The organism is Pantoea sp. R13S299 (assembly GCF_048515925.1).
In the GTDB taxonomy this organism is placed as follows: Bacteria; Pseudomonadota; Gammaproteobacteria; order Enterobacterales; family Enterobacteriaceae; genus Pantoea.
This window is the reverse complement of the sequence record NZ_JBLYEF010000001.1, coordinates 1,959,509-1,984,252: the sequence shown is the minus strand read 5'-3', so window position 1 is coordinate 1,984,252 and position 24,744 is coordinate 1,959,509. Positions and strand designations below refer to the sequence as shown.

At 57.3% G+C, this 24,744-nt stretch carries 24 protein-coding genes and 1 pseudogene; 20 read left to right on the top strand and 5 right to left on the bottom strand.

The features are described 5' to 3' along the window. The first annotated feature begins 14 nt into the window (after positions 1 to 14). Together ACN1CO_RS09430 and ACN1CO_RS09425 are read left to right on the top strand one after the other, a co-directional pair. Positions 15 to 560 (top strand): elongation factor P hydroxylase, encoded by a 546-nt coding sequence (locus tag ACN1CO_RS09430; RefSeq protein ID WP_419138723.1) that lies wholly within the window; start codon positions 15 to 17, stop codon positions 558 to 560. A gap of 32 nt (positions 561 to 592) precedes the next feature. Continuing rightward, complete coding sequence (locus ACN1CO_RS09425) at positions 593 to 877, top strand: YfcL family protein (RefSeq protein WP_003854283.1); 285 nt, start codon at positions 593 to 595, stop codon at positions 875 to 877. 33 nt (positions 878 to 910) lie between these two features. On the opposite strand, the gene mnmC is transcribed toward ACN1CO_RS09425, so the two are convergent. After that, on the bottom strand, positions 911 to 2,917 hold the full coding sequence (mnmC, locus tag ACN1CO_RS09420) for a bifunctional tRNA (5-methylaminomethyl-2-thiouridine)(34)-methyltransferase MnmD/FAD-dependent 5-carboxymethylaminomethyl-2-thiouridine(34) oxidoreductase MnmC (RefSeq protein WP_419138722.1): 2,007 nt from the start codon (positions 2,915 to 2,917) through the stop codon (positions 911 to 913). A gap of 154 nt (positions 2,918 to 3,071) precedes the next feature. Between mnmC and fabB the strand changes: the two genes are divergently transcribed. Beyond that, positions 3,072 to 4,292 carry a beta-ketoacyl-ACP synthase I gene (fabB, locus tag ACN1CO_RS09415; RefSeq protein ID WP_013358603.1) on the top strand — a complete coding sequence of 407 codons (1,221 nt, stop codon included), beginning with the start codon at positions 3,072 to 3,074 and terminating at the stop codon, positions 4,290 to 4,292. A gap of 86 nt (positions 4,293 to 4,378) precedes the next feature. Here fabB and ACN1CO_RS09410 read toward each other — a convergent pair. Beyond that, positions 4,379 to 5,790 (bottom strand): annotated as a pseudogene (locus tag ACN1CO_RS09410) (PLP-dependent aminotransferase family protein). A gap of 87 nt (positions 5,791 to 5,877) precedes the next feature. On the opposite strand from ACN1CO_RS09410, the gene ACN1CO_RS09405 reads away from it, so the two are divergent. Beyond that, the gene (locus ACN1CO_RS09405) at positions 5,878 to 6,321 is read left to right on the top strand and encodes a rhodanese-like domain-containing protein (RefSeq protein ID WP_419138721.1); all 444 of its coding nucleotides are present in this window, start codon (positions 5,878 to 5,880) and stop codon (positions 6,319 to 6,321) included. A 1-nt stretch (position 6,322) separates the two neighbouring features. On the opposite strand, the gene flk is transcribed toward ACN1CO_RS09405, so the two are convergent. Together flk and ACN1CO_RS09395 are read right to left on the bottom strand one after the other, a co-directional pair. Further along, complete coding sequence (flk, locus tag ACN1CO_RS09400) at positions 6,323 to 7,369, bottom strand: flagella biosynthesis regulator Flk (protein WP_419138720.1); 1,047 nt, start codon at positions 7,367 to 7,369, stop codon at positions 6,323 to 6,325. A 167-nt stretch (positions 7,370 to 7,536) separates the two neighbouring features. Next, positions 7,537 to 8,436, bottom strand: coding sequence for a DMT family transporter (locus ACN1CO_RS09395; RefSeq protein ID WP_419138719.1), 900 nt, complete (start codon positions 8,434 to 8,436; stop codon positions 7,537 to 7,539). A gap of 108 nt (positions 8,437 to 8,544) precedes the next feature. On the opposite strand from ACN1CO_RS09395, the gene ACN1CO_RS09390 reads away from it, so the two are divergent. From ACN1CO_RS09390 to hisP, 15 genes are all read left to right on the top strand, one after another. Beyond that, positions 8,545 to 9,324, top strand: coding sequence for an AraC family transcriptional regulator (locus ACN1CO_RS09390; RefSeq protein WP_419138718.1), 780 nt, complete (start codon positions 8,545 to 8,547; stop codon positions 9,322 to 9,324). Between the two features lie 55 nt (positions 9,325 to 9,379). After that, positions 9,380 to 10,513 (top strand): 4-phosphoerythronate dehydrogenase PdxB, encoded by a 1,134-nt coding sequence (pdxB, locus tag ACN1CO_RS09385; protein ID WP_419138717.1) that lies wholly within the window; start codon positions 9,380 to 9,382, stop codon positions 10,511 to 10,513. 301 nt (positions 10,514 to 10,814) lie between these two features. After that, entirely contained in the window at positions 10,815 to 11,822 is a 1,008-nt protein-coding gene (locus tag ACN1CO_RS09380; protein ID WP_419138716.1) for an aspartate-semialdehyde dehydrogenase, read from the top strand. A 2-nt stretch (positions 11,823 to 11,824) separates the two neighbouring features. Beyond that, a complete protein-coding gene (truA, locus tag ACN1CO_RS09375; RefSeq protein ID WP_419138715.1) occupies positions 11,825 to 12,628 on the top strand; it encodes a tRNA pseudouridine(38-40) synthase TruA in 804 nt (267 codons plus the stop codon). Between the two features lie 29 nt (positions 12,629 to 12,657). Then, positions 12,658 to 13,320 carry a DedA family protein gene (locus tag ACN1CO_RS09370; RefSeq protein ID WP_090959147.1) on the top strand — a complete coding sequence of 221 codons (663 nt, stop codon included), beginning with the start codon at positions 12,658 to 12,660 and terminating at the stop codon, positions 13,318 to 13,320. A 144-nt stretch (positions 13,321 to 13,464) separates the two neighbouring features. Next, the gene (gene accD, locus ACN1CO_RS09365; protein ID WP_010257992.1) at positions 13,465 to 14,379 is read left to right on the top strand and encodes an acetyl-CoA carboxylase, carboxyltransferase subunit beta; all 915 of its coding nucleotides are present in this window, start codon (positions 13,465 to 13,467) and stop codon (positions 14,377 to 14,379) included. 94 nt (positions 14,380 to 14,473) lie between these two features. Next, on the top strand, positions 14,474 to 15,742 hold the full coding sequence (gene folC / locus ACN1CO_RS09360) for a bifunctional tetrahydrofolate synthase/dihydrofolate synthase (protein WP_419138714.1): 1,269 nt from the start codon (positions 14,474 to 14,476) through the stop codon (positions 15,740 to 15,742). Beyond that, entirely contained in the window at positions 15,732 to 16,514 is a 783-nt protein-coding gene (gene dedD / locus ACN1CO_RS09355; RefSeq protein WP_419138713.1) for a cell division protein DedD, read from the top strand. The genes folC and dedD overlap by 11 nt, the downstream gene beginning before the upstream one ends. Before the next feature lie 265 nt (positions 16,515 to 16,779). Beyond that, positions 16,780 to 17,265, top strand: a complete 486-nt coding sequence (cvpA, locus tag ACN1CO_RS09350) for a colicin V production protein (RefSeq protein ID WP_003854265.1) — start codon at positions 16,780 to 16,782, stop codon at positions 17,263 to 17,265. A gap of 37 nt (positions 17,266 to 17,302) precedes the next feature. Beyond that, positions 17,303 to 18,820, top strand: a complete 1,518-nt coding sequence (purF, locus tag ACN1CO_RS09345) for an amidophosphoribosyltransferase (RefSeq protein WP_419138712.1) — start codon at positions 17,303 to 17,305, stop codon at positions 18,818 to 18,820. A gap of 112 nt (positions 18,821 to 18,932) precedes the next feature. Beyond that, positions 18,933 to 19,502: a UbiX family flavin prenyltransferase gene (locus ACN1CO_RS09340; RefSeq protein WP_419138711.1), complete on the top strand. Its 570-nt coding sequence runs from the start codon at positions 18,933 to 18,935 to the stop codon at positions 19,500 to 19,502. Positions 19,503 to 19,761: 259 nt separating this feature from the next. Continuing rightward, positions 19,762 to 20,544, top strand: coding sequence for a lysine/arginine/ornithine ABC transporter substrate-binding protein ArgT (gene argT / locus ACN1CO_RS09335; protein ID WP_283547470.1), 783 nt, complete (start codon positions 19,762 to 19,764; stop codon positions 20,542 to 20,544). A gap of 179 nt (positions 20,545 to 20,723) precedes the next feature. Continuing rightward, positions 20,724 to 21,413 carry a histidine ABC transporter permease HisQ gene (locus tag ACN1CO_RS09330; RefSeq protein ID WP_010258006.1) on the top strand — a complete coding sequence of 230 codons (690 nt, stop codon included), beginning with the start codon at positions 20,724 to 20,726 and terminating at the stop codon, positions 21,411 to 21,413. After that, a complete protein-coding gene (locus ACN1CO_RS09325) occupies positions 21,406 to 22,122 on the top strand; it encodes an ABC transporter permease (protein WP_419138710.1) in 717 nt (238 codons plus the stop codon). Before ACN1CO_RS09330 ends, ACN1CO_RS09325 begins: the two co-directional genes overlap by 8 nt. A gap of 8 nt (positions 22,123 to 22,130) precedes the next feature. Next, a complete protein-coding gene (gene hisP, locus ACN1CO_RS09320) occupies positions 22,131 to 22,904 on the top strand; it encodes a histidine ABC transporter ATP-binding protein HisP (RefSeq protein ID WP_419138709.1) in 774 nt (257 codons plus the stop codon). Positions 22,905 to 22,939: 35 nt separating this feature from the next. Here hisP and ACN1CO_RS09315 read toward each other — a convergent pair whose 3' ends face one another. Further along, positions 22,940 to 23,839, bottom strand: coding sequence for a TIGR01777 family oxidoreductase (locus ACN1CO_RS09315; RefSeq protein ID WP_419138708.1), 900 nt, complete (start codon positions 23,837 to 23,839; stop codon positions 22,940 to 22,942). 182 nt (positions 23,840 to 24,021) lie between these two features. Between ACN1CO_RS09315 and yfcF the strand changes: the two genes are divergently transcribed. Further along, complete coding sequence (gene yfcF, locus ACN1CO_RS09310; protein ID WP_419138707.1) at positions 24,022 to 24,663, top strand: glutathione transferase; 642 nt, start codon at positions 24,022 to 24,024, stop codon at positions 24,661 to 24,663. Positions 24,664 to 24,744: the final 81 nt, after the last annotated feature.

The following is a 24,744-nucleotide window of genomic DNA, read 5'->3' as shown; positions in this document are numbered from 1 at the left end:
TACGTGATACCGTCATGAACCCGACCCATCATTATGAACAGCTGATCACGCTGTTTGATCGCTGTTTCAGCGATGAATTTCAGACCCGTCTAATTAAAGGCGACGATGAACCGATCTATCTTCCTGCTGATGCAGAGTCGCCGTGGAACCGCGTGGTCTTTGCCCACGGTTTTTACGCCAGCGCTCTGCATGAGATTTCACACTGGTGCATCGCCGGTGAAGCCCGCCGCAAACTGGTTGATTTTGGCTACTGGTACTGTCCGGATGGCCGCGATGCCCTGACCCAGAGTCAGTTTGAAGCGGTGGAAGTGAAGCCGCAGGCGCTGGAGTGGATGTTTTGTACGGCGGCAGGCTTTCCCTTCAACGTGAGTTGTGACAATCTCGACGGAGATTGTGAGCCGGATCGCATTGGGTTCCAGCGTAAAGTGCATGCTCAGGTCATGAGCTATCTGACGTCGGGTATTCCCGACCGTCCCGCGCGTTTTATTTCCGCCCTGGCGGAATTTTATGGCAGGCCTTCATTAACAGCGTCGCAGTTTCCCTGGCCGGACGATCTGTGATGCAGGAAGGCATTATTAATAGAGGAATTGAGATGATCGCAGAATTTGAAGCGCGTATTCTGGCCCTGATTGACGACATGGTCGAGCATGCCAGTGACGATGAGCTGTTCGCCAGCGGTTATCTGCGCGGACATCTGACCCTGGCCGTCGCTGAAGTGGAACAACTGGGCGAACATACGCCAGAAGCGCTGCAGATTCAGGTCTCCCGCAGCCTGCAAAATGCCATTGCTGCCGGAGAACTCTCACCGCGCGATCAGGCTTTAGTGGTCGGGATGTGGGACAACCTGTTTGTTCAGGCACGCCAGCTCTCCGCGTAACCCTGCAGGGCGGCGTGCCGCCCTCAGCATCCGCTAAACCGCTTTTCCCTTCAGTAATTTCCTCACCCAGTAACGATTCGGATTGAGCGCTGCCAGCGTGCTGGCATCCAGAGGCTGCGGCTCGCCCGCCAACTGGGCCGCCAGCACTTCGGCCGCCAGCGGCGCACTGCACAGACCGCGCGAACCCAGCGCCCCAAACAGATATAAGCCCGTAAGATCAGGTGCGTCAGCGATGTCGTGACCTGCGAGCCGCTGAGCCGGTAAATCGGCGTACTGCATAAGCGTCGCGTCATAATCCGGCACGCCGCCCACCATCGGCAGATGATCCCGCGTGGCGCAGCGCACCCCCATTCTTGCTTCACCGTCACTGACATCCACCGTCTCTGCCCAGCCGCTGTCAGGCAGACACTGCAGCAGGCGGCTACGGTTCTCCTGCTGGTCATCTTCCCGGTAATCTGTTGCGGTATCGCCACGGTGATAGCTGGCGCCGATACAGTGGGTGCCAAACTGCGGGCTGACGGGCGTCAGATAGCCGTCGTAACAGAGCACGGTCTGCAGCGCGTCGAGGCCTGGCATCGAAGGAACATGGCTCACCTGGCCGGCCACCGGATAGGTCGGCAGCGGGGCGCTCTGCGCAAAGTCGGCAATCGCATGACCGTTTGCCAGCACCACCGTGGTATGACGGACCGCCGGACGATCGCTGAACGTCAGCGTCCAGTGATCGTCCTGGCGTGACAGCTCGCTGACGCGGTGCAGCCAGTGAATACGCAAGCCCTGGGTTTCGCCATGCGCCAGCATCGCGGTGGTCAGCTCTGCGGGTGAAAGCCAGCCGCCCTGCGGGTAGAAAATGCCGCCACAGCCATGTTCGACATTCGCCAGCTTCTCCGCTTCTGCCACATCGACCCCATAGGCGATGGATTCAGGCAGGCCCATCGCCAGCATCTGATCAATTTTTTTGCGGCTTTTCTCATCCCAGCCCAGCTGCAGCACACCGCTCCAGTGATGCTCATAGGTCAGATTTAACCGATCGTAGAGCCGTCGGGCAAAGCTAAAGGCCGCCGGGAAAAAGGTGGCAAGCGCCGGGTCATGCTGATTGAGCAGCGGATAGAGCGCGCCCTGACGATTGCCGGATGCACCCAGTGCAGGCGCTTCATCGGCACAGTAAAGCGTGACCCGCCAGCCGCGACGCAGCAGCGCCAGCGCCAGTGTGGCACTGGCGACACCGCCGCCAATCAGGGCAACGTCGCGCTGTTCCGCAGATTGACGATGATACCAGGGCTGGGCGGCAGGCAGCGGAGGCGCATCCTGTAACGGCCCGCACAGCATTTCGCGTTTCGGGCCAAATCCTTTGCGGCGGATAACGTCAAAGCCCGCCTGCTGCAGGCCGCGCCGGACAATACCTGCGGCGGTAAAGGTCGCGAAAGTCCCCTGCGGGCGCGCCAGTTTTGCCATCATGTCGAACAGTTCCGGCGTCCACATATCCGGGTTCTTCGAGGGCGCGAAACCATCCAGGAACCAGGCATCGACCTGACGATTCAGGCTGTCATCCAGTTGTCCCATCAGCTGGTTAATATCGCCGAGCCACAGGTCGAGCGTGATGCGTCCGCCGTCAAACAACAATCGCTGACAGCCGGGCAGGGCAGCGGGCCATTGCGCCTGCAGCGCCTCCGCCCACGGGGCCAGTTCAGGCCAGTGCTGCTGGGCCGCAGCCAGGTCGTCACGGGTTAACGGAAATTTCTCAAAGCTGATGAAATGCAGACGTTTTAAAGTGGCATCGGGCTGTTCGCGCTGAAACGCATCGAACGCCTGCCACAGCGTCAGAAAATTGAGGCCGGTACCAAAACCGCTTTCCGCCACGATCAGCAGATCGCGCGGATGCTCTGCAAAACGCTGGGGAAAACCGTTGCCGCCAAGGAAGACATAGCGTGTCTCTTCCAGACCATTGTCGTTAGAGAAATAGACGTCGCCAAACGCTCGGGAAACAGGTGTACCCTGTTCATTCCAGTTTAGCTGCGCATGTTCAACCGGGGTTAATTTCACGGTAAAGGCTCGTTTTTCAGGCAGTGGCGCGATTCTAACGACCCACGTGACATGACGCAAATTTACAAAAGGAAATAGCTGATCGGACTTGTTCGGCGTACAAGTGTACGCTAGAGTGCATGCCAATTAAGAAGAAGTGGATGAGGAAGATTGAATGAAACGTGCTGTGATTACTGGCTTAGGGATCGTTTCCAGTATTGGTAATAACCAGCAAGAGGTGCTGTCATCTCTGCGTGAAGGACGCTCTGGCATCACCTTTTCTGAAGAGATGAAAGATTCCGGCATGCGTAGTCACGTCTGGGGTAACGTTAAATTAGATACCACCGGCCTCATCGATCGCAAAGTTGTGCGTTTTATGAGTGATGCGTCCATCTATGCTTATCTTTCCATGGAAGAAGCGATTAAAGATTCCGGCCTCACCACTGAAATGTATCAGAGCAACCCACGTGTGGGTCTGATTGCAGGTTCAGGCGGCGGTTCTCCGCGTTTCCAGGTGTTTGGTGCTGATGCCATGCGCAGCCCACGTGGCCTGAAAGCGGTTGGCCCTTACGTCGTCACTAAAGCGATGGCTTCTGGCGTTTCTGCCTGCCTCGCCACGCCATTCAAGATTCATGGCGTAAACTACTCGATCAGCTCCGCCTGTGCCACCTCGGCGCACTGTATTGGTAACGCTGTTGAGCAGATTCAGCTCGGCAAACAGGATATCGTTTTTGCGGGCGGCGGCGAAGAGCTGTGCTGGGAAATGGCCTGTGAGTTCGACGCCATGGGCGCGCTCTCTACCCGTTACAACGACACCCCGGAAAAAGCATCACGCACTTATGACAATGAGCGCGACGGTTTTGTTATCGCGGGTGGCGGTGGCATGGTAGTGGTTGAAGAGCTGGAGCATGCGCTGGCACGTGGTGCGCACATCTATGCCGAAATCGTCGGTTACGGTGCGACTTCAGATGGTGCAGACATGGTAGCTCCATCAGGTGAAGGCGCAGTGCGCTGCATGAAGATGGCGATGCACGGTGTCGATACACCTATCGATTATCTGAACAGCCACGGCACCTCTACCCCGGTGGGTGATGTGAAAGAGCTGGGTGCGATTCGTGAAGTGTTTGGCGATAACACGCCTTACATCTCAGCGACTAAAGCGATGACCGGCCACTCCCTGGGTGCCGCTGGCGTGCAGGAAGCGATCTACTCGCTGCTGATGCTGGAGCATGGCTTTATTGCGCCAAGCATCAACATCACCTCGCTGGATGCTGCCGCAACCGGTATGAACATCGTTACTGCGCCGATGGAAAAAGAGCTGACCACCGTGATGTCTAACAGCTTTGGTTTTGGTGGCACCAACGCCACTCTGACCATGCGTAAATATCAGGCGTAATCATTACGTCAGCACTCTGAAGGGCCGGCTTGCCGGCCCTTTTTGTTTTTACAGCCCCTCTGCGTGACCTCGTTTGCCCCTCGGTATTAATCCTCCTCCTGCAGCAGCCGCAGCAACTTATCGCATCCCGCCACAATCTCATCAGGCGTCAGCGCGGCGAAGCCCAGTATCCAGCCTTGCTGCGACACGGGCCCGGCATAGAGCGGACTCAGACGCGGCAGCAGCAAACCCCGTTGCGCCGCCAGCGCGGTTAAGTGTGCTTCATCCTTCTGCAATCTTACCGTCAGCTGTAATCCGCCGCCGCTGGCTATCGGCGTGAGCCACGGCGAGAGCCGCTGCTCAATCTGCTCAAGCAACCGATCGCGACGGCTGTGATAGAGCTGACGCATCAGCCGCAGATGGCTGGCGAAATGTCCCTGCTGCAAAAAGGCGGCGGTGACAGCCTGCGGCAGCAGCGCGCTGTGCCCATCCAGCACGCTGCGTGCCTGGCTTATCGGCGTAACCAGCGCAGGCGGCACCACCATCCAGGCCAGCCGCAGAGAGGGAAACAGCGACTTCGAGAAGGTACCCAGTGTGATGACCCGCTGATGGCGATCCAGGCCCTGCAGCGCAGGGATCGGACGCTCGGCATAGTGAAATTCGCTGTCGTAATCGTCTTCGATCAGCCAGCACTGGTTGCGCCGGGCCCAGTCCAGCCATGCCAGACGCCTCGGCAGGCTCAGCGTCACGCCGCCAGGATAATGATGCGATGGCGTGAGATACATCAGCTTCGCACTGCCGCTGGCGGGCAGGGCACCTTCGGCATCAACCGCAATCCCGCGCACCGCTGCACCTGCAGCCAGAAAAGCATTACGCGCACCGGGATAGCCAGGCTCTTCCATCCACACCTCATCACCGGGATCGACAAACATCATGGCCAGTAACTGCAGTGCCTGCTGCGAACTGGTCAGAATGATCACCTGCTCCGGCTGGCATGCTACTCCCCGTGAGAGCGCCAGATAATCCGCGAGTGCGCTGCGCAACGGCAGGTAGCCACCGGGATCGCAGTGCTGCCCAGCGAACGCTGCACGCTGCTGGTCAGGCGGCGCCACGTGTCATGGGGAAAAGCGCGTAACTCCGGTGAACCGGCGGCGAACGCGTGAGGAAAAGGGGGATCCTGACAGCCACCGGTTGCCAGCACCTGCTGGCCCCGCGCCGAAAACCGGGCGGGCTGAGGCCGGGCCGATAAGGTAGAGGGGCTGACGGGGATGCTGATAGCGACAAAAGTACCGCGACCGGTCTCCCGTCGCAGGTAACCTTCACTTTCCAGCTGGCTGTAGGCCGCTTCCACTGTCACCCGGGACAGATGCAGATCCTGCGCCAGCTGTCGGCTGGACGGCAACTGCTGACCGGCGTGCAGATGGTGCCGGTTGATCGCCAGCCGGAGGGTAGAGCAGAGCCGCTCACGCACGCCGCCACTGGCCTGATGCTGGAAAAGCTGTAACAGCGGTGAAGACATATGGGTCTTATCCCTGTCCTGGAATGGGTATCAGTCAGCAGTCCACTTTGCCGTAAACTGCGAACTCACCACAACAGGAGAATCGTTATGTCATCCGTTTTACGCATTCCCGCCGCCACGCCGCAGCAAAGCCTCGCCTATCTGCAGGCAAAACTCGCTTATTACACCGACGCCTGGGATCTGGCGGAAGATCTGGAGCAGCAGCTCCCGGATATCGTGGTGATCGATGCGCGTGCGGCGGAGGCTTATCGCGCCGGGCATATCTGCGGCGCGATAAACTTTCCGCATCGCGGGATGAATGCCACTACGACGGCCCGGCTCGACCGCAGCAAAGTGTATGTCACGTATTGTGACGGCATTGGCTGTAACGGCTCGACGAAAGCGGCCCTGAAGCTGGCATCACTGGGGTTTCAGGTGAAGGAGTTAATTGGCGGGCTGGATTTCTGGAAGCGTGACGGTCATCCGCTGACCTGGGGTGATGCACCGGGCGAATGGCCTGTCGCCGCGACCAAAGCATCCTGTGGCTGTTAACTCAGAGTACCAGCCAGAGTATAAGAGTGATGGCGACCAGTACGACAAAGAAGCCCAGCAGGGGACGCTGTGCCAGAGGCTGAATCGCAGGCGGCAGTGACGCCACGAATGGCGACCAGATCGGCTGCGGTTTGATCTCGCTGGGTGCCAGCGGCTGCTCGAGAAGTTTTTCTGCCCGGTCAGCGCGACGGCTGAACAGGAAGTTCAGCAGATCCTGGGTCTGAGTCGCTGTCAGCACCGTCTGCGGCGTAGCCTGGAAACGCTGCTGGCTGTAATCCTCAAGCTGCTGCCGCTCCTGCTGATCAAGCGGCTGTTTCAGTGACGCTTCCAGCAAGTGCAACGTCGGTGCGCTGTGCTGACTCAGCGTCTGGCGCACCTGCAGATACTGGGTCAGCAGCGGGAAATGCCGTGACGGGATCGGATCGCCGCTGGTCAGATTCACCAGCTTCAGCGCAGCCGTCCACAATTTACCGGTGGATTCGCCGGTAGCCGCGGCAAGACGTACCACCTGCTGATTCAGAGTATGGTGTTCGGCAGGCAGCAGCGTGCGATCGCTGACGCGGATCTGCTGCGGCTGGGGAATTGTCATCTGCCCGTTCTGCAGCATTGTCAGCACCTGATGCAGCTGATCCTGGCTTAGCGCGCTCAGTACGGTCTGACCAAACTGCTGACGGATAAAATCACTGACGGCCTGACGGTTATTACCTTTTGGCAGCAGATCGGTGAGCTGAGTCATCAGCTGGCGCGTGGCATGCCCGTTCTGCGTCTGCGTGAGGCGATTATTCAGATATTGTTCCGCAGCCGGAAAATGACGCGACTGCAACTCCGCTTCACTCTTCACGCCCACTTCATGCCGGACGCCCGCCCACAATTCGGGCGCTTTAAGATTGCTGAGCGATGAGATGCGCACGATCAGGCGTTCTAACGTCGTGCGCTGCGCAGGAGAAAGAGGCTGTTCACCGGCCACTGAACCCTGACGCGTGACGCCGGTTTGCGGATTGACAGATGAACGATCGACCGGCGCACCGGGGCCGCTGAGAGGTTGCATGGCGGATTCCTTGGGAAAACAGAACAGCGTGAGGTGCGCCGGAAAATTGAATGCGACATGATAGCAAAAGCCCCCGGGAAATCCCACGGGGGACATGCGTTTCGGTGCGAGATTTACGCTTTAGTCGTGAATCCCGGACGCGCCAGGCAATCTGCAGACGGCGCTCTTCAGGACGGTGGCTGACTGACCGGTTTACGCCGGGTCAACGGAGTCCGCAGCCGCTGCGCCAGTATTACGCCGCCCAGCGTCAGACCGCCGCCAATCCAGTGGTAACTGTGCAGCTGCTCGTGCAGAAACAGCACGGCGATTAACGCGGTGAACAGCGGTGTCAGATTCATAAAGATGCTGGTGGTGCTGGCTCCCAGGCGCTGCACGCCGTGGATCCATAGAAAGGGCGCGATGATGGAGGCGAACAGCCCGGCAAACGCCACCAGTAGCAGGTTGTGCCGGTTAAGCGCGATGTCCGGTGCCAGTAAAAAGCCGGGCAGTAACAGCAGCACGCCGAATAAGATCTGCACATAGAGGCTCTGCCAGATCGGCAGTGGCAGCGCCCAGCGTTTGGTCAGAACGCCATACAGCGCATAGGCGGTGGAGGCTCCCAGCATCATCAGCTCACCTTTACCCATTCCATGATTCAGCAGTTGCATCACGTTGCCCTCACTGACCAGCCACACCAGACCGCTAAAGGAGATGATACTGCCGAGCAGGATGCCGAGCGTCGGGGCAATCCGCAGAATCACCACGCTCAGCAGCACAGTAAGCAGCGGAATCAGGGCGCCGATAATCCCCATGAACAGGGCGCTGACGCTGTGTGCCGCGTAATAGGCAAGGCTCTGATAGAGCACCATGCCAAGCAGACCGAGGATCGCCAGCCGCCCGAGATGCGGTTTGATGGCCTGACGCGCGCGCCAGACGCCGGGTAGCACAAAGGGCGTCAGCACCAGTAGCGCCAGCAGCCAGCGATAGAATGAGATCGCCGCCGGATCGATCGCACTGGCCGACAGTTTGCTGACAATTGAATTGATCGACCAGATCATCACCGCAAAAAGCGGATACAGGAAAAACATGCTGACTCTCCACACGCCATAACACGCCATTAATGAGCCGCAGTGTACGCTTGTCCGGATTTATTCAGATAGTTAATATCAGACAAAATGAGCTGTTGAGCGGACAGAATGACCCTGAAAGTGACCTACCAGCCGCCGCTGGATGCGCCGCAGTTACGCTACTTTATGCGTTACGAGCAGGCCAATGCCCGCACCGAATACCTGCCGCATAGCCATGACTGGGGCCAGCTGATTATGGTCAAAAGCCACGTACTGGAGATGCAGGTCGGGGGCGAGCGATTGCTGACCCCGGCAGATATTCCGGTCTGGATCCCGCCGGGTCAGCTTCACAGCAGCTATAACCATCGCCAGGCGCAGTTTCGCACCTTTAATCTGGCGGCCCCGCTATGCACCGACTTACCGCGGCGTGCCTGCCTGATGCTGGTCGATCCAATTGCTCACGCTATCATGGATGAGTTTGCTGAGCAGCAGATTGAGCAACCCGAAACGGATGCGCAGTGGCGGCTGTGTGAGGTGCTGCGCGATCGCCTGCGGCTGGCGCAGGTGCAGGAGAGCTATCTGCCCACCTCAGAAGATAAATTTCTCGCGCCGGTGTTACATGCGCTGGAGGCGAATCCGGGCGATAACACCACGCTGGCGGGCTGGGCGGCGCGGGTCTTTACCACCGAACGGACGCTGGCGCGGCGCTGCCAGAAGCAGCTTCATATGACGTTTGGTGAGTGGCGGCAGCGGCTGCGGTTTCTTCGTGCCATCGTGCTGCTGGAGCAGGGAGAAAGTGTGCAGACTATCGCCCATGAGCTGGGATACAGCTCCGCCTCGGCACTGATTGTGATGTTCCAGCAACAGGCGGGAACCACGCCCGATCGCTACCGCGCGCGGTTAGGCTAACGCGTCGCTTTGTGCCAGAATCATTCCCCTCAATGCAACAGACAGGAAAGCCGCAGTGAAAATTCTGGTCGATGAAAATATGCCTTATGCCCGTGAGTTATTCAGCCGCACCGGTGACGTAGTCGCGGTGCCGGGACGTCCGCTGCCGGTGGCTGAACTGGCCGATGCCGATGGCCTGATGGTGCGCTCAGTCACCCAGGTGAATGAAGCTCTGCTGGCTGGAAAACCGGTGAAGTTTGTCGGAACCGCCACGGCGGGCACCGATCATATCGACGAGAACTGGCTGCAGCAGGCGGGCATTGCGTTCTCTGCTGCACCAGGCTGTAACGCCATTGCGGTGGTGGAATATGTCTTCTCTGCGCTGCTGCTGCTGGCGGAACGCGATGGTTTTGAGCTGCGTGACCGCACGGTTGGTATTGTCGGCGTCGGTAACGTCGGCGGGCGACTGCAAAAGCGGCTGGAAGCCTGGGGCATCAAAACCCTCCTGTGCGATCCGCCGCGCGCCGATCGGGGTGAAGAGGGGGATTTCCTGTCGCTGGAAGCCGTGACAGAGCAGGCTGACATTCTTACGTTCCATACGCCGCTGTTTAAAGACGGTCCGTATAAAAGCTGGCATCTGGCGGATGCGGCGCTGCTGATGGCGCTGAAGCCCAACACCATTCTGATCAACGCCTGTCGCGGCCCGGTGGTGGACAACGGCGCGCTGCTGGAAGTGCTGAAAATGCGCCACGATCTCACCGTGGTGCTGGATGTCTGGGAGCCGGAGCCGGATCTCTCGCTGGCGTTGCTGGATAAGGTCGACATCGCCACGCCGCACATCGCGGGCTACACCCTGGAAGGCAAAGCACGTGGCACCACGCAGGTCTTTGAAGCCTGGTGCGATTTTATTGGTCAGCCGCAGCAGGTGCCACTCAGCACCTTGCTGCCGGTGCCGGAATTCAGTGAAATCACCCTGAATGGCCCGCTGGATCAGCCAACGCTGAAACGCCTGGCGCATCTGGTGTATGATGTGCGCCGCGATGATGCCCCCCTGCGTAAAGTGGCGGCGAAACCCGGCGAATTTGATCGCCTGCGCAAGCAGTATCTGGAGCGCCGTGAATGGTCGTCGCTGCAGGTGAACTGTGATGACGCCACAACGGCTGAGATGCTGAACCAGCTGGGCTTTAACGCAACAACTTCCCCGAAATAACGGGCGCTGCAGGTCAGGCGCCCCGGCTCGGTTTCCGCACTGAATCAGTCAGTGAACGGAAGGCGCGCTCTGCTGGCATGTCTGCATGACGGCGGGTTCCGGGGGGAGATACCCAATGGATTTCGGGTTGCATTGAGGCGGCAAGAGAACGAATCCCGATGAGCTTACTCAGTAAGTGATTCGGGTGAGTGAACGCAGCCAACAAAGATGCAACGTGAAAGACGACGGGGATAAATCTGAATCCCTGGGCGGTGAATATCACCGCCTTCTGTTTTTATGTCATTGTCTGGAGTAAACCAACATGTCTGACGGCTGGAATATTGCGCTACTTGGCGCGACAGGCGCAGTAGGGAACGCTGTACTGGAACTGCTGGCGGAACGCCAGTTCCCGGTTGGTGAATTATATTTGCTGGCCAGCGAAAACAGCGCGGGCGAAATCAAGCGTTACGAAGGCCGCTCGGTGCGGGTCGAAAATGCAGAGACGTTCGACTGGTCACAGGCGCAACTGGCCTTTTTCGTGGCGGGACGTGATGCTTCGGCGCGCTTTGCCGATGAAGCGGCCAACGCCGGTTGTCTGGTAATCGACAGCAGCGAGCTGTTTGCGCTGGAACCTGATGTGCCACTGGTAGTGCCGGATGTGAATCCGCAGGTGCTGGCAGATTACCGTAATCGCAACATCATCAGCGTGGCAGATAATCTGGTGAGCCAGCTGCTGACCGCGATTAAACCGCTGGTAGATGCAGCCGGATTGAGCCGCTTACAAGTGACTAACCTGATCTCGGTCTCCAGCTACGGCAAAGTGGCGGTGGATGCGCTGGCCGGGGAAAGTGCCCATCTGCTGAATGGTATCCCGGCCGATGAACATCACTTTGGCCGTCAGCTGGCGTTTAACCTGATGCCCCAACAGGCCGATGCAGAAGGTAGCGTGGAAAGCGAACGCCGTTTGATTGATCAGGTGCGCAAGGTATTGCAGGACGAAGGCTTACCGATTGCGGTCAGCAGCGTACAGGCGCCGGTGTTCTACGGTAATGCGCAGATTGTGCATATCGAGAACCTGCGCCCGCTCTCTGCGGAAGAGGCGCGTGCTGAGCTGGCGCTGGCGTCAGATATTCGTCTGAGCGAAGAGGATGAAGTGCCAACGCCGGTGACGGATGCCTCGGGCAACGGCGAACTGAGCATCGGCGCGGTGCGCAACGATTACGGTATTCCGGAGCTGCTGCAGTTCTGGTCAGTGGCTGACAACATTCGTTTTGGCGGCGCGCTGATGGCGGTGAAAACCGCTGAGAAACTGGTTCAGGAGTATCTGTAACCATGTCCGATGGTCAGACGCAAAAACTGGCGCTCGGCATCGAGTATGACGGCAGCCGTTACTACGGCTGGCAGCGTCAGAATGAAGTTCGCAGCGTGCAGGAGAAGGTAGAGCGCGCGCTGTCGAAAGTTGCCGATCATCCGGTCAGCATTTTTTGTGCCGGTCGTACCGATGCGGGCGTTCACGGGACGGGGCAGGTGGTCCATTTCGAGACCACATCGCAGCGGCCTGATGGTGCCTGGACGCTGGGCGTGAATGCCAATCTGCCGCCGGATATTGCGGTGCGCTGGGTGAAAGCGGTGCCGGATGAATTTCATGCCCGCTTCAGCGCCACGGCCCGCCGTTATCGCTACCTGATCTACAATCAGCGTCTGCGTCCGGCGGTGCTGGCGCAGGGCGTCACGCACTTCTACCATCCTCTGGATGCAGAGAAGATGCAGCGCGCCGGGCAATGTTTGTTAGGCGAGAATGATTTCACCTCATTCCGCGCGGTGCAGTGCCAGTCGCGTACCCCGTGGCGCAACGTGATTCACCTCAACGTGACGCGTCAGGGTTCCTACGTGATTGTGGATATCAAAGCCAACGCCTTTGTGCATCACATGGTGCGCAATATCGTGGGCAGCCTGATGGAGATAGGCTGCGGCAATAAGCCGGAGTCATGGATGGCAACGCTGCTGGCGGCGAAGGATCGGACATTAGCCGCAGCCACAGCCCGGGCAGAGGGGTTGTATCTGGTGGCGGTGGATTACCCATCCCACTTTGCGTTACCACAGCCGTCGATGGGACCGTTGTTCCTCGCGGATTAATTCACTTTCAGGACTTAAAAGGGCGCGCTATGGAGTTTCTCCATTTTCTGGTCGATTTCATTCTGCACATCGATGTGCATCTGGCCGAACTGGTTGCACAGTACGGTATCTGGATTTACGCTATTTTGTTCCTGATTTTGTTCTGCGAAACCGGACTGGTGGTCACGCCGTTCCTGCCGGGGGATTCGCTGCTGTTTGTGGCGGGCGCACTGGCCGCGCTGCCGGGTAACGATCTCAATGTGCACATTATGGCGGCACTGTTAGTGGTCGCGGCGGTTCTGGGCGATGCGGTGAACTACACCATTGGTCGCCTGTTTGGCGAACGGTTGTTCAGTAACCCGAACTCGAAGATTTTCCGTCGCAGCCATCTGGATAAAACCCATGCGTTTTATGCCCGTCACGGTGGAAAAACCATTATCCTGGCGCGCTTTGTGCCGATCGTCCGTACGTTCGCGCCGTTTGTTGCCGGTATGGGCCATATGTCCTATCGTCACTTCGCGCTGTTCAACGTGACGGGTGCGCTGTTATGGGTGCTGCTGTTCTCCTATGCCGGCTACCTGTTTGGCGATCTGCCGGTGGTGCAGGAAAACCTGAAGCTGCTGATTGTTGGCATTATCCTGGTCTCGATTCTGCCAGGTGTGATTGAAGTCTGGCGTCATCGCCGTCAGGCTAAGCAGCAGAAGCTGCCGTAAGGCTGCGCTCAGGGGTAAGACCAGATTTTTATCCACAGTCTGAACAGGTTGTGGTTTAATGAGCGACATTTACCGTCTGCTGAAGCGGTTTTCAGCAGTATCAAGACGACTGGACCAGGTCAGTTTTAAACAGAAAGGTCATCAATGAGCTGGATTGAACGCATTCTTAATAAAAGCACCGGAACGCCTGTGCGCAAAGCCAGTATCCCGGAAGGGGTCTGGACCAAGTGTGACAGCTGTGGTCAGGTTCTCTACCGCGCCGAGCTGGAGCGTAATCTTGAGGTCTGCCCGAAGTGTGACCATCACATGCGGATGCACGCCCGTGAGCGCCTCGGCAGTGTCCTCGATCAGGGCACGATGGTTGAGCTGGGTAGTGAACTTGAACCTAAAGACCTGCTCAAGTTCCGTGACTCCAAAAAGTACAAAGATCGTCTGATCGCGGCCCAGAAAGACACCGGTGAGAAAGATGCGCTGGTGGTCATGAAAGGTCAGCTGCACGGCATGCCGGTTGTTGCGGCAGCCTTTGAATTTGCCTTTATGGGCGGTTCAATGGGTTCTGTGGTCGGTGCGCGTTTTGTACGTGCGGTTGAGCAGGCGTTAGAAGATAACTGCCCGCTGATCTGTTTCTCCGCCAGCGGCGGGGCGCGTATGCAGGAAGCGCTGCAGTCGCTGATGCAGATGGCGAAAACCAGTGCGGCACTGGCAAAAATGCGTGAGCGCGGTCTGCCTTACATTTCCGTGCTGACTGACCCGACCATGGGTGGCGTTTCGGCCAGTTTTGCCATGCTGGGCGACCTCAATATCGCGGAACCTAAAGCACTGATCGGCTTTGCTGGTCCACGTGTGATTGAGCAGACCGTGCGTGAAAAACTGCCGCCGGGCTTCCAGCGCAGTGAGTTCCTGATTGAAAAGGGCGCGATTGATATGATCATTCGCCGTCCGGAAATGCGCTACAAACTGGCAAGCCTGCTGGCAAAAATGATGAACCTGCCGGCACCGCTGCATGACGGTGAACAGTCCGCTCCTGCGACGACTGAATCGGAAAGCAACGAGGCCTGACAGGAGATAGAGAGGCGCGCCCGCCGCGCCTCTTACCAATGCACCGTATACCGCAGCACCAGTCTGCCAGGTATAAATAAGCAAAACGGGACATATGGACAATCTTCACCTTCCTCAAGCCACGTCGCCTTTGGCCACGTGGCTTTATTATCTTGAGCACCTGCATACTCAGGCCATCGAACTGGGTCTGGACCGTATTCGTCAGGTAGCGCTTCGTCTCGACCTGCTGAAACCCGCTCCTTTTGTCTTTACCGTGGCCGGTACGAATGGCAAAGGCACCACCTGTCGCACTCTGGAAACGCTGCTGATCGCTGCGGGCTACCGCGTTGGCGTTTACAGCTCGCCGCATCTGGTGCGCTACACCGAGCGTGTTCGGGTTCAGGGCGGGGAATTGAGTGAAGCGCAGCACTGCGCCAGCTTTGCGGAGATAGAAGCCGGTCGTGCCGACATTTCGCTGACCTATTTCGAATTTGGTACGCTCTCTGCGCTGAATCTGTTCCGCCAGGCGCAGCTGGATGTGGTGATCCTGGAAGTCGGCCTCGGCGGACGACTGGATGCCACCAACATAGTGGATGCCGATGTCGCCGTAGTCACCAGCATTGCACTGGACCACACCGACTGGCTGGGCCCGGATCGCGAAAGCATCGGACGCGAGAAAGCGGGTGTCTTCCGGGCGGGGAAACCGGCGGTAGTCGGTGAACCCGATATGCCACACAGCATCGCTGTGGTCGCGCAGGAAAAAGGCGCTCAGCTGTTACAGCGCAACCGCGACTGGTCCTGGCACACGCAGGCCGAAAGCTGGTCGCTGCGTGATGCGCAGGGCGAGCTGAACGATCTGCCGCTGCCCCAGGTGCCGCTGCCTAACGCGGCGACCGCGCTGGTGGCGCTGCGTGTCTCCGGGCTTGAGGTCAGTGAGGCGCAGATTCGTGCCAGCCTGCCGCTGGCGATGCTGCCAGGGCGTTTTCAGACTATTAGCGAATCACCGCGCGTGATTCTGGATGTCGCCCATAATCCGCATGCGGCGACTTATCTGGCGTCACGGCTGGCGGCTCTGCCGAAACACGGCAAGGTGCATGCCGTTGTTGGCATGCTGCATGATAAAGATATCCCCGGTACGCTGGCGGCGCTGGCACCCATGGTGGATGCCTGGTACTGCGCACCGCTTGACGGTCCGCGCGGCGCCAGTGCTGAGCAACTGCTGGACTGTCTGTCGCAGGGCGAAGCCTTCAGCTCGGTTGAGCTCGCCTGGCAGCACGCACGCCAGCGGGCCGCGCCGCAGGACACTGTGCTGGTCTGTGGTTCATTCCACACCGTGGCGCAGGTCATGGAATCGATTGAAACGGAGAAAGGACGTGGCAAGTAAGTTTCAGAACCGTTTAGTCGGCACCGTCATTCTGGTCGCCGTTGGCGTGATTGTGCTGCCAGGGCTGCTGGATGGTCAGAAAAAGCATTACAAAGAGGAGTTCGCCGCCATTCCGCTGGTGCCGAAACCTGACGATCAGCAGGACAGCGAAATGGTACCGCCGGTAACCCAGTCGCTGCCGTCTCAGCCGCCGGAAGGCGCGGGCAATGCGGTCAGCAGCAGCAATGGCAATGGCAAAACCAATGCCACGGCAGAGCAGGGGCGGACTCAGCCGGAGGAAGATAGCGATCCGGTCGTGGTCTCGCCGCCGCCGGTTCATCAGTCTGTGCCTGCACAGACGGTGACGAAGCCGAAAGTGACAGAGCAGCAGAAACCTAAAGTCACTGAACAGCCTAAGCAGAAGCCGGTCGAACAGCAGAAGCCAAAAGTTGTGGAACAGCCTAAACCGAAGCCGGTTGAACAGCCTAAAGCGGTCGAACAGCCGAAGCAGGAAGAGGCGCCGAAAGCCGCAGAGACGACGGCACCGGCAGGGCAGGCTTATGTGGTGCAGTTAGGTGCGCTCAAAAACGCCAGCAAAGTGAATGAGATTGTCGCGCAGTTGCGGCTGTCGGGCTATCGCGCCTTTACCGTGCCTTCAACGCCGGTACAGGGTCAGATTACCCGCATTTACGTCGGGCCGGATGCCTCGAAAGCCAAAATGCAGAGCGCAGTTGGCGAGCTGAAAAGCATCTCAGGACTGGGCGGTGTTGTGAAACCGTACAGCGCCCGTTAAAACCGGCGATTGGCGCTGCCGATAGCAGTAACAGGCAGCGTCTTTTGCCCGGCGTTCAGCGATTTCAGAGCACGATGTCGCGTAAAATATTGACGATTTTCAATGGCCTGTCCGGCTGAGAATCACCCGGGCGATTGAGGTTTTTTTCATCGCCGTATTTATGGATGCAGAAAAAGAAAACCGCTACGCAAACGTTTTCTTTTTCTGTTAGAATGCGCCCCGAACTGGATGCAGGGGTGCAATTGCACTGGCGCTGGAAGAGTTCATGATCTGGATTGATTACGTCATTATTGCGGTAGTTGGTTTTTCGGCTCTGGTCAGCCTCGTCCGTGGGTTCGTCCGGGAAGCCTTATCTCTCGTTACCTGGGGATGTGCGTTTTTTGTCGCCAGTCATTACTACGCCTACCTTGCAGTCTGGTTTACAGGTTTTGACGACGAACTGGTTCGTAACGGTATCGCCATTGGTGTGCTGTTTGTGGCTACCCTGATTGTAGGGGCTATTGTGAACTACGTTATCGGCACGCTGGTGGAGAAAACCGGCCTGTCGGGAACCGACCGGGTGTTGGGAGTCTGTTTCGGGGCGTTGCGTGGGGTGCTGATTGTAGCCGCCTTGCTGTTCTTCCTTGATACATTCACTGGCTTTTCCAAAAGTCCGGACTGGCAACAGTCTCAACTCATTCCCGAGTTCAGTTATATCATCAGGTGGTTTTTTGATTACCTGAAAAGCACGTCGAGTTTTTTACCCCGGTGATGTGACCGGGAGTGCGGCTTAATGAGGAAATGACAACATGTGCGGTATTGTCGGTATCACCGGTTTCATGCCGGTCAACCAGTCGATCTATGACGCGTTAACGGTGCTCCAGCACCGCGGGCAGGATGCCGCAGGCATTTGTACAATCGATGCGCTGAAATGTTTTCGCCTGCGAAAGGCAAACGGCCTGGTCAGCGACGTTTTCGAAGCACGCCACATGCAGCGTCTGCAGGGCAATATGGGGATCGGTCACGCGCGTTATCCCACCGCGGGAAGCTCCAGTGCCTCTGAAGCGCAGCCATTTTATGTAAACTCCCCGTACGGTATCACCCTGGCGCACAACGGTAACCTGACCAACGCCCACGTGCTGCGTAAGCACCTGTTTGAAAAGGGCCGCCGTCACGTTAACACCACCTCAGATTCTGAAATCCTGCTGAACATCTTTGCGCAGGAGCTGGATCGTTTTCAAAACGATCCGTTGCAAGCCGACAACATTTTCGCTGCGGTGGCTGCCGTACATCAGCAGGTACGCGGTGCCTACGCCGTCGTGGCGATGATTATCGGTCACGGCATGGTTGCCTTCCGTGATCCCAACGGCATCCGTCCGCTGGTACTGGGCAAGCGCGTTATCGCTGATGGTCGCACCGAGTATATGGTCGCCTCCGAGAGCGTGGCGCTGGATACACTGGGCTTTGAATTCATCCGTGACGTCGCACCGGGTGAAGCGGTGTATGTCACTGAAGCGGGCCAGCTCTCTACCCGTCAGTGTGCTGAAAACCCGAAAAGCAATCCGTGCCTGTTCGAGTATGTCTATTTTGCGCGTCCCGACTCATTCCTGGACAAAATCTCCGTCTACAGCGCCCGTGTCCGTATGGGTACCAAGCTGGGCGCGAAAATTGCCCGCGAGTGGGAAGATCTGGATATCGACGTCGTGATTCCGATTCCGGAAACCTCTACCGATATCGCGCTGGAAATTGCCCGTATCCTTGACAAGCCTTATCGTCAGGGCTTCGTGAAAAACCGTTACGTTGGCCGTACTTTTATCATGCCGGGACAGCAGTTACGTCGCAGCGCGGTACGCCGCAAGCTCAACGCTAACCGCGCTGAATTCCGTGATAAAAACGTCCTGCTGGTGGATGACTCCATCGTGCGTGGCACCACCTCAGAGCAGATCATTGAGATGGCGCGTGAAGCGGGCGCAAAACGGGTTTATCTGGCCTCTGCTGCACCGGAAATTCGTTTCCCGAACGTCTACGGCATTGATATGCCGAGCGCCACGGAACTGATTGCACACGGCCGGGAAGTGGAAGAGATTCGCCAGCTGATTAAAGCCGATGCGCTGATTTTCCAGGACCTGGACGATCTGATTGAAGCGGTGCGTGAAGAGAATCCGGACATTGCTCAGTTCGAATGTTCGGTGTTCAACGGGATTTACGTGACGAAGGATGTCGATCAGCAGTATCTGGAGTATCTGGAGTCGCTGCGAAACGATGATGCCAAAGCGCTTCAGCGCCAGAACGAAGTCGAAAACCTTGAGCTGCACAACGAGGGCTGATACGTCTGACAGGCGGGCAGCATAAAGCAGGGCGGGAGCAATCCCGCCCTGTTTGTTTTCAGAAACCCGCTGGCCGCGTATGATGGCGCATTGGCTGACATAAGGTTGGAATATGAAACGACTCATCATTGGCATCTCTGGCGCAAGCGGGGTGATCTATGGGGTGCGCATGCTGCAGGTGTTGCAGCAGGTGGAAGAAGTAGAAACGCATCTGGTCATGAGCCAGGCGGCGCGTCAGACGCTGAGTCTGGAGAGTGATTATTCGCTGCGTGACGTGCAGGCGCTTGCCGATGTGGTGCATGACGTGCGCGATATTGCAGCAAATATCTCGTCGGGTTCGTTTAAAACGCTGGGCATGGCGATTTTACCCTGCTCAATGAAAACGCTTTCAGGCATCGTCCACAGTTACAGTGACTCGCTGCTGACCCGCGCGGCTGACGTCGTGTTAAAAGAGCAGCGCAAGCTGGTGTTGTGCGTACGTGAAACCCCGCTACACGTTGGCCACCTGCGAATGATGACTACCGCTGCCGAATTGGGTGCGATTATCATGCCGCCGGTGCCGGCATTTTATCACCGGCCTGAAACAATCGATCAGTTGATCGACCAGACCGTTAACCGGGTTATCGACCAGTTTGATATCGAATTACCGGAAGATCTTTTCGCGCGCTGGCAGGGTGCATAAAGTTCCGCTGGCGCACTTATTTAGTGCATAAGCGCGCCTCGGATCACTCTTCGTGCATTTGATGCACCAAAAGTTAACAACGTCGCTTTTTCTCTTTCACCACACTGCTATATTCCCCTCACAAACACAGCGTTTTCGCCTGTCTGACATCACGCTAACAGCGTGGATAACTTGCAGATCTGGCATGAAACATGCAAATTACTTTGCGCAAACACATCACGAACCACATAACAAAAAGCACTTCACTTGAGGGTAATCTATGAAAAAGCGTGTTCTGGCTCTTTCCCTGATGCTGGGCTTATCCAGTGCTGCCAGCGTCTTCGCGGCAGTGCCGGGTTCAATCCGCATCGGCACAGACCCAACTTACCCACCGTTTGAGTCGAAAGACGCGCAAGGCAAGTTAGTGGGCTTCGATATCGACCTCGCTAACGAAATCTGTAAACGTATTCATACCCAGTGTACCTATGTTGAAAGCGACTTCGATGCGCTGATCCCCTCGCTGAAAGCGAAGAAAATTGATGCCATCATCTCCTCTCTTTCCATCACAGCAAAACGTCAGGAAGAGATCGCCTTCTCGGAAAAACTCTACGCCGCTAATGCGCGTTTAGTCGCACCGAAGGGATCGAAAATTCAGCCGACCATCGAGTCTCTGAAAGGCAAGAATATCGGTCTGCTGCAGGGCACCACGCAGGAAACCTATGCCAATCAGAACTGGCGGCCAAAAGGGGTTAACGTCACCCCTTATGCTAACCAGGATCTGGTTTATCAGGATCTGAATGCCGGTCGTATTGATGCAGCCTTCCAGGATGAAGTGCAGGCCAGCGAAGGTTTCCTGAAACAGCCAGTCGGTAAAAACTACGCCTTCGCGGGTCCGGCCGTGAAAGATGACAAGATCTTTGGCGTCGGCACCGGTATGGGACTGCGTAAAGATGACAGCGAACTGAAAGCGGCCATCGACAAAGCCTTTACTGACATGCGTAAAGATGGCACCTACGACAAGATTGCGAAGAAATACTTCGATTTCAATGTGTACGGCGACTAACCATCCTGTCGCTTTACCCTCTGTATCCGTTTTATCGGGACTGAGCCGGTTCTGCCTGGTGCAGAAACCGGCGCCGTCCCGCTGATGGCGGATAGCATCTGCAACGGAGTGGTAAAGCTAAACTGCCCGTCTCGCTTGCGGGCAGCGTTTCGTTTTCACCCCACGACAGGACCCTCTCGATGCTGTATGGCTATTCTGATGTAATTCTCCGGGGCACGCTGGTGACGCTGGAGCTGGCTCTCACCTCCGTCGTGCTGGCAGTGCTGCTGGGCCTGATTGGCGCAGGCGCGAAACTGTCGCGCAGCCGGCCACTGGCGATGATTTTTGAAGGCTACACCACGCTAATCCGTGGCGTGCCTGACCTCGTACTGATGCTGCTGATCTTCTACGGTCTGCAGATTGTCCTCAACCAGATAACCGATGCGCTCGGCATGGCGCAGTTTGATATCGATCCGATGGTGGCCGGTATCATTACGCTCGGCTTTATCTATGGTGCCTACTTCACCGAAACCTTCCGCGGGGCCTTTATGGCCGTACCGCAGGGGCAGATTGAAGCGGCCACCGCGTTCGGTTTTACTGGCGCGCAGGTGTTTCGCCGCATTCTGTTTCCGGCCATGATGCGCTATGCGCTGCCGGGTATCGGCAACAACTGGCAGGTGATTCTGAAAGCCACCGCGCTGGTCTCGCTGCTGGGGCTGGAAGATGTGGTGAAGGCGACGCAGCTGGCCGGGAAAAGTACCTGGCAGCCGTTCTACTTCGCCATCGTGGCGGGTGTCATTTATCTGGTGTTTACCACGCTGTCGAACGGCGTGCTGTGGTGGCTGAACCGTCGCTATACGGTCGGTGTGAAGAGGGCGAGTTATGATTGAGATTATTCAGGAATACTGGAAATCGCTGCTCTGGACTGACGGTTATCGTTTTACCGGTGTGGCTATCACCCTGTGGCTGCTGATCCTTTCGGTGAGCGTTGGCGGCTGTCTGGCCATCCTGCTGGCGATTGCGCGGGTTTCACCTAACCGGTTTATCAGTTTTCCGGTCTGGCTCTTTACCTACGTGTTTCGCGGTACGCCGCTCTATGTGCAACTGCTGGTGTTCTACTCCGGCATGTACACGCTGGAAATTGTGAAAGGCACCGAACTGCTGAACGCGTTTTTCCGCAGTGGCCTGAACTGTACGCTGCTCGCTTTCACTCTCAATACCTGTGCCTACACCACGGAAATCTTTGCGGGTGCGATTCGCTCGGTGCCACACGGTGAGATTGAGGCGGCGCGGGCTTATGGCTTCTCCACCTTTAAACTCTATCGCTGCATTATCCTGCCCTCGGCGCTGCGGACGGCACTGCCGGCTTACAGCAACGAAGTGATTCTGATGCTGCACTCCACGGCGCTGGCTTTCACCGCCACCGTGCCGGATCTGCTGAAAATCGCGCGGGATATTAACTCGGCGACCTATCAGCCGTTTACCGCCTTTGGCCTGGCGGCTGTGTTATACCTGATTATCTCTTACGTGTTGATCAGCCTGTTCCGCCTGGCGGAACGCCGCTGGCTGGCCCACGTGAAACCCTCTTCATCGCATTGAGTAGAACTATGGCTGACAATAAATTAAGCGTCACCGAATTGCATAAACGTTACGGTGAACATGAAGTGCTGAAAGGGGTCTCGTTAACTGCGAAAGCGGGCGATGTGATCAGTATCATTGGATCGTCCGGTTCAGGGAAAAGTACCTTTTTACGCTGCATTAACTTCCTCGAAAAACCGAGCGAAGGCAGCATCGTGGTCAACAACCAGCAGATTACACTGGTTCGCGACAAAGATGGACAGCTCAAAGTGGCTGACAAAGAACAGCTTCGCGCCTTGCGTACCAGCCTCACCATGGTGTTCCAGCACTTCAATCTCTGGAGCCACATGACGGTGCTGGAAAACGTGATGGAAGCGCCGATTCAGGTGCTGGGGCTGAGCAAAACGGAAGCGCGTGAGCGCGCCATTCGCTATCTCGATAAAGTCGGCATTGATGCGCGGGCGCAGGCGAAGTATCCGGTGCATCTTTCTGGCGGTCAGCAGCAGCGTGTGTCGATTGCACGCGCGCTGGCGATGGAGCCGGAGGTGCTGCTGTTTGACGAACCGACCTCAGCGCTGGATCCGGAGCTGGTAGGTGAAGTACTGCGCATCATGCAGAAGCTGGCGGAAGAGGGCAAAACCATGGTGGTGGTCACCCACGAGATGGAGTTTGCCCGTCACGTCTCAAATCACGTGATTTTCCTGCATCAGGGCAAAATCGAAGAGCAGGGGCCGCCTGCGGACGTGTTCGGCAGCCCGAAAAGCCCGCGTTTACAGCAGTTCCTCAAGGGATCGCTGAAGTAATCCTGCGCCCGCGTCTGTCAGACGCGGGCTTCAGGCTAATGCTTCACCACATCCTGCAACGCCTCCTGCAGATCGTACCAGCGGAAGCCGAAACCTGAGGCTTCCAGCCGCTTTGGCAGCACATGCTGACCTCCCAGCACCAGCACCGACGATTCGCCCATCATCAGCTTAATGGCACTGGCAGGCGTGCGCATAAAGGCCGGACGATGCATCACCCGACCCAGCGTAGCGGCAAACTGCTCATTACGCACCGCGTAAGGCGCGACCATATTGAACGGACCCCGCAGATCCTCATGATCCAGTAACCAGATAATGGCGTTAAGCATGTCATCAATGTGGATCCATGGCATGTACTGTTTGCCACTGCCGATCGGCCCGCCGATGCCGAGCTTAAACGGCAGCTTCATTTTGCTGAGTGCGCCACCCTCGGAGGTCAGCACTACGCCGGTACGCAGCAGACAGACGCGGGTGCGTTCACTTTCAGCCGCCAGCGCCAGTTGCTCCCAGCGGGCGCAGAGCTGATGTGTGAATTCATCCTGACCCTGATCCTCTTCGGTCAGCACCAGGTCGCCGGTATTGCCATAAAAGCCGGTCGCCGAACCTGAGATCAATACTGATGGTGGCGTGGCGCTGGCGTTGATCAGGGAGGCGATCTGCTCGGTGATTTGCCAGCGGCTTTCGCACAGCTGCTGTTTGTGCGGCTCTGTCCAGCGTTTGTCGGCAATAGGTTCTCCCGCCAGATTAATCACCGCATCGATGTTATCCAGGTTCGGCTGTTGCGCCAGTCCTGACCAGAGCGCGACGTTCTCGCCCAGTTTCTCACGCGCGCTGACCACGTCGCGCGTCACCACACTAATCTGATGCCCCAGCTGTTGCAGGCGCGGAATCAGGTGACGGCCAATCAGTCCCGTGCCACCGGTAATAAGAATATGCATGTTGCGGCTCCCTTGATGTTTTTGTTATTTGCACCTTTCAGCATAGAAGAGTGGAGCCACTCTATAGTGAGTCGCGTCGCGCTTTCTTCTTTCGGAGGCAGAGATCGGATCAGCTCAGCGTTGCCTTCCCAAAAAAAAATCGGTAAACATGATGCAACCCTGACAGCCAATTGAGGTAACCGATGAATTATCCGTCCATCACCCTGTGGTCAGATTCATCATTTTTCAGTCCTTACGCCATGTCGGCTTATGTTGCGCTTACCGAAAAAGGGATCCCCTTTCACCTGAAACGCGTCGATTTGTCGCAGAATCAGCAATACGCTGCGGCGTACCGTGAGCTGTCGCTGACCTGCCGGGTTCCGACCCTGCAGATTGATGAGTTCCTGTTAAGCGAATCCTCGGCGATTACCGAATATCTCGAAGAGCGTTTTCCTGCACCCGAGTTTGAACGCCTCTATCCACGTGACCGCGAGAAGCGCGCCCGCGCCAGAGAGATTCAGGCCTGGCTGCGCAGCGACTTCCTGTGGATCCGTCAGGAGCGTCCGACAGAAGTGCTGTTTGCCGGTGAACGCTTTGCACCGCTGACCGCGTCAGCGCAGCAGGCGGTGGATAAACTCATTGCGGCTGTCGATCGCCTGCTGCCGGACGGGCAACAGAACCTGTTTGGCGAGTGGTCCATTGCAGATACCGATCTGGCGGTGATGCTGAACCGGCTGGTATTGCATGGCGATCCTCTGCCTGCACGCTTACAGCATTATGCTGAGTTTCAGTGGCAGCGAGCCTCGGTACAGCTGTGGTTAGCAGAAAGTGGTAAAAATCGGTAACAGCCAGGGCTTGCTCAGGCTGGCGGAAGTGATTACCTTACGCCACATAAAAATAAAGACGTGGCAAACTGCGTACGCAAT

What these genes read in the sequence shown, in the direction of transcription:
- ACN1CO_RS09315 (WP_419138708.1), bottom strand. Translation starts at nt 23,839, where the DNA reads ATGCATATTCTTATTACCGGTGGCACGGGACTGATTGGCCGTCACCTG.
- flk (WP_419138720.1), bottom strand. Translation starts at nt 7,369, where the DNA reads ATGCAACCTCTCAGCGGCCCCGGTGCGCCGGTCGATCGTTCATCTGTC.
- cvpA (WP_003854265.1), top strand. Translation starts at nt 16,780, where the DNA reads ATGATCTGGATTGATTACGTCATTATTGCGGTAGTTGGTTTTTCGGCT.
- argT (WP_283547470.1), top strand. Translation starts at nt 19,762, where the DNA reads ATGAAAAAGCGTGTTCTGGCTCTTTCCCTGATGCTGGGCTTATCCAGT.
- accD (WP_010257992.1), top strand. Translation starts at nt 13,465, where the DNA reads ATGAGCTGGATTGAACGCATTCTTAATAAAAGCACCGGAACGCCTGTG.
- ACN1CO_RS09380 (WP_419138716.1), top strand. Translation starts at nt 10,815, where the DNA reads ATGTCTGACGGCTGGAATATTGCGCTACTTGGCGCGACAGGCGCAGTA.
- ACN1CO_RS09405 (WP_419138721.1), top strand. Translation starts at nt 5,878, where the DNA reads ATGTCATCCGTTTTACGCATTCCCGCCGCCACGCCGCAGCAAAGCCTC.
- fabB (WP_013358603.1), top strand. Translation starts at nt 3,072, where the DNA reads ATGAAACGTGCTGTGATTACTGGCTTAGGGATCGTTTCCAGTATTGGT.
- truA (WP_419138715.1), top strand. Translation starts at nt 11,825, where the DNA reads ATGTCCGATGGTCAGACGCAAAAACTGGCGCTCGGCATCGAGTATGAC.
- ACN1CO_RS09390 (WP_419138718.1), top strand. Translation starts at nt 8,545, where the DNA reads ATGACCCTGAAAGTGACCTACCAGCCGCCGCTGGATGCGCCGCAGTTA.
- folC (WP_419138714.1), top strand. Translation starts at nt 14,474, where the DNA reads ATGGACAATCTTCACCTTCCTCAAGCCACGTCGCCTTTGGCCACGTGG.
- ACN1CO_RS09370 (WP_090959147.1), top strand. Translation starts at nt 12,658, where the DNA reads ATGGAGTTTCTCCATTTTCTGGTCGATTTCATTCTGCACATCGATGTG.
- yfcF (WP_419138707.1), top strand. Translation starts at nt 24,022, where the DNA reads ATGAATTATCCGTCCATCACCCTGTGGTCAGATTCATCATTTTTCAGT.
- ACN1CO_RS09425 (WP_003854283.1), top strand. Translation starts at nt 593, where the DNA reads ATGATCGCAGAATTTGAAGCGCGTATTCTGGCCCTGATTGACGACATG.
- ACN1CO_RS09430 (WP_419138723.1), top strand. Translation starts at nt 15, where the DNA reads ATGAACCCGACCCATCATTATGAACAGCTGATCACGCTGTTTGATCGC.
- ACN1CO_RS09395 (WP_419138719.1), bottom strand. Translation starts at nt 8,436, where the DNA reads ATGTTTTTCCTGTATCCGCTTTTTGCGGTGATGATCTGGTCGATCAAT.
- ACN1CO_RS09340 (WP_419138711.1), top strand. Translation starts at nt 18,933, where the DNA reads ATGAAACGACTCATCATTGGCATCTCTGGCGCAAGCGGGGTGATCTAT.
- ACN1CO_RS09325 (WP_419138710.1), top strand. Translation starts at nt 21,406, where the DNA reads ATGATTGAGATTATTCAGGAATACTGGAAATCGCTGCTCTGGACTGAC.
- hisP (WP_419138709.1), top strand. Translation starts at nt 22,131, where the DNA reads ATGGCTGACAATAAATTAAGCGTCACCGAATTGCATAAACGTTACGGT.
- ACN1CO_RS09330 (WP_010258006.1), top strand. Translation starts at nt 20,724, where the DNA reads ATGCTGTATGGCTATTCTGATGTAATTCTCCGGGGCACGCTGGTGACG.
- purF (WP_419138712.1), top strand. Translation starts at nt 17,303, where the DNA reads ATGTGCGGTATTGTCGGTATCACCGGTTTCATGCCGGTCAACCAGTCG.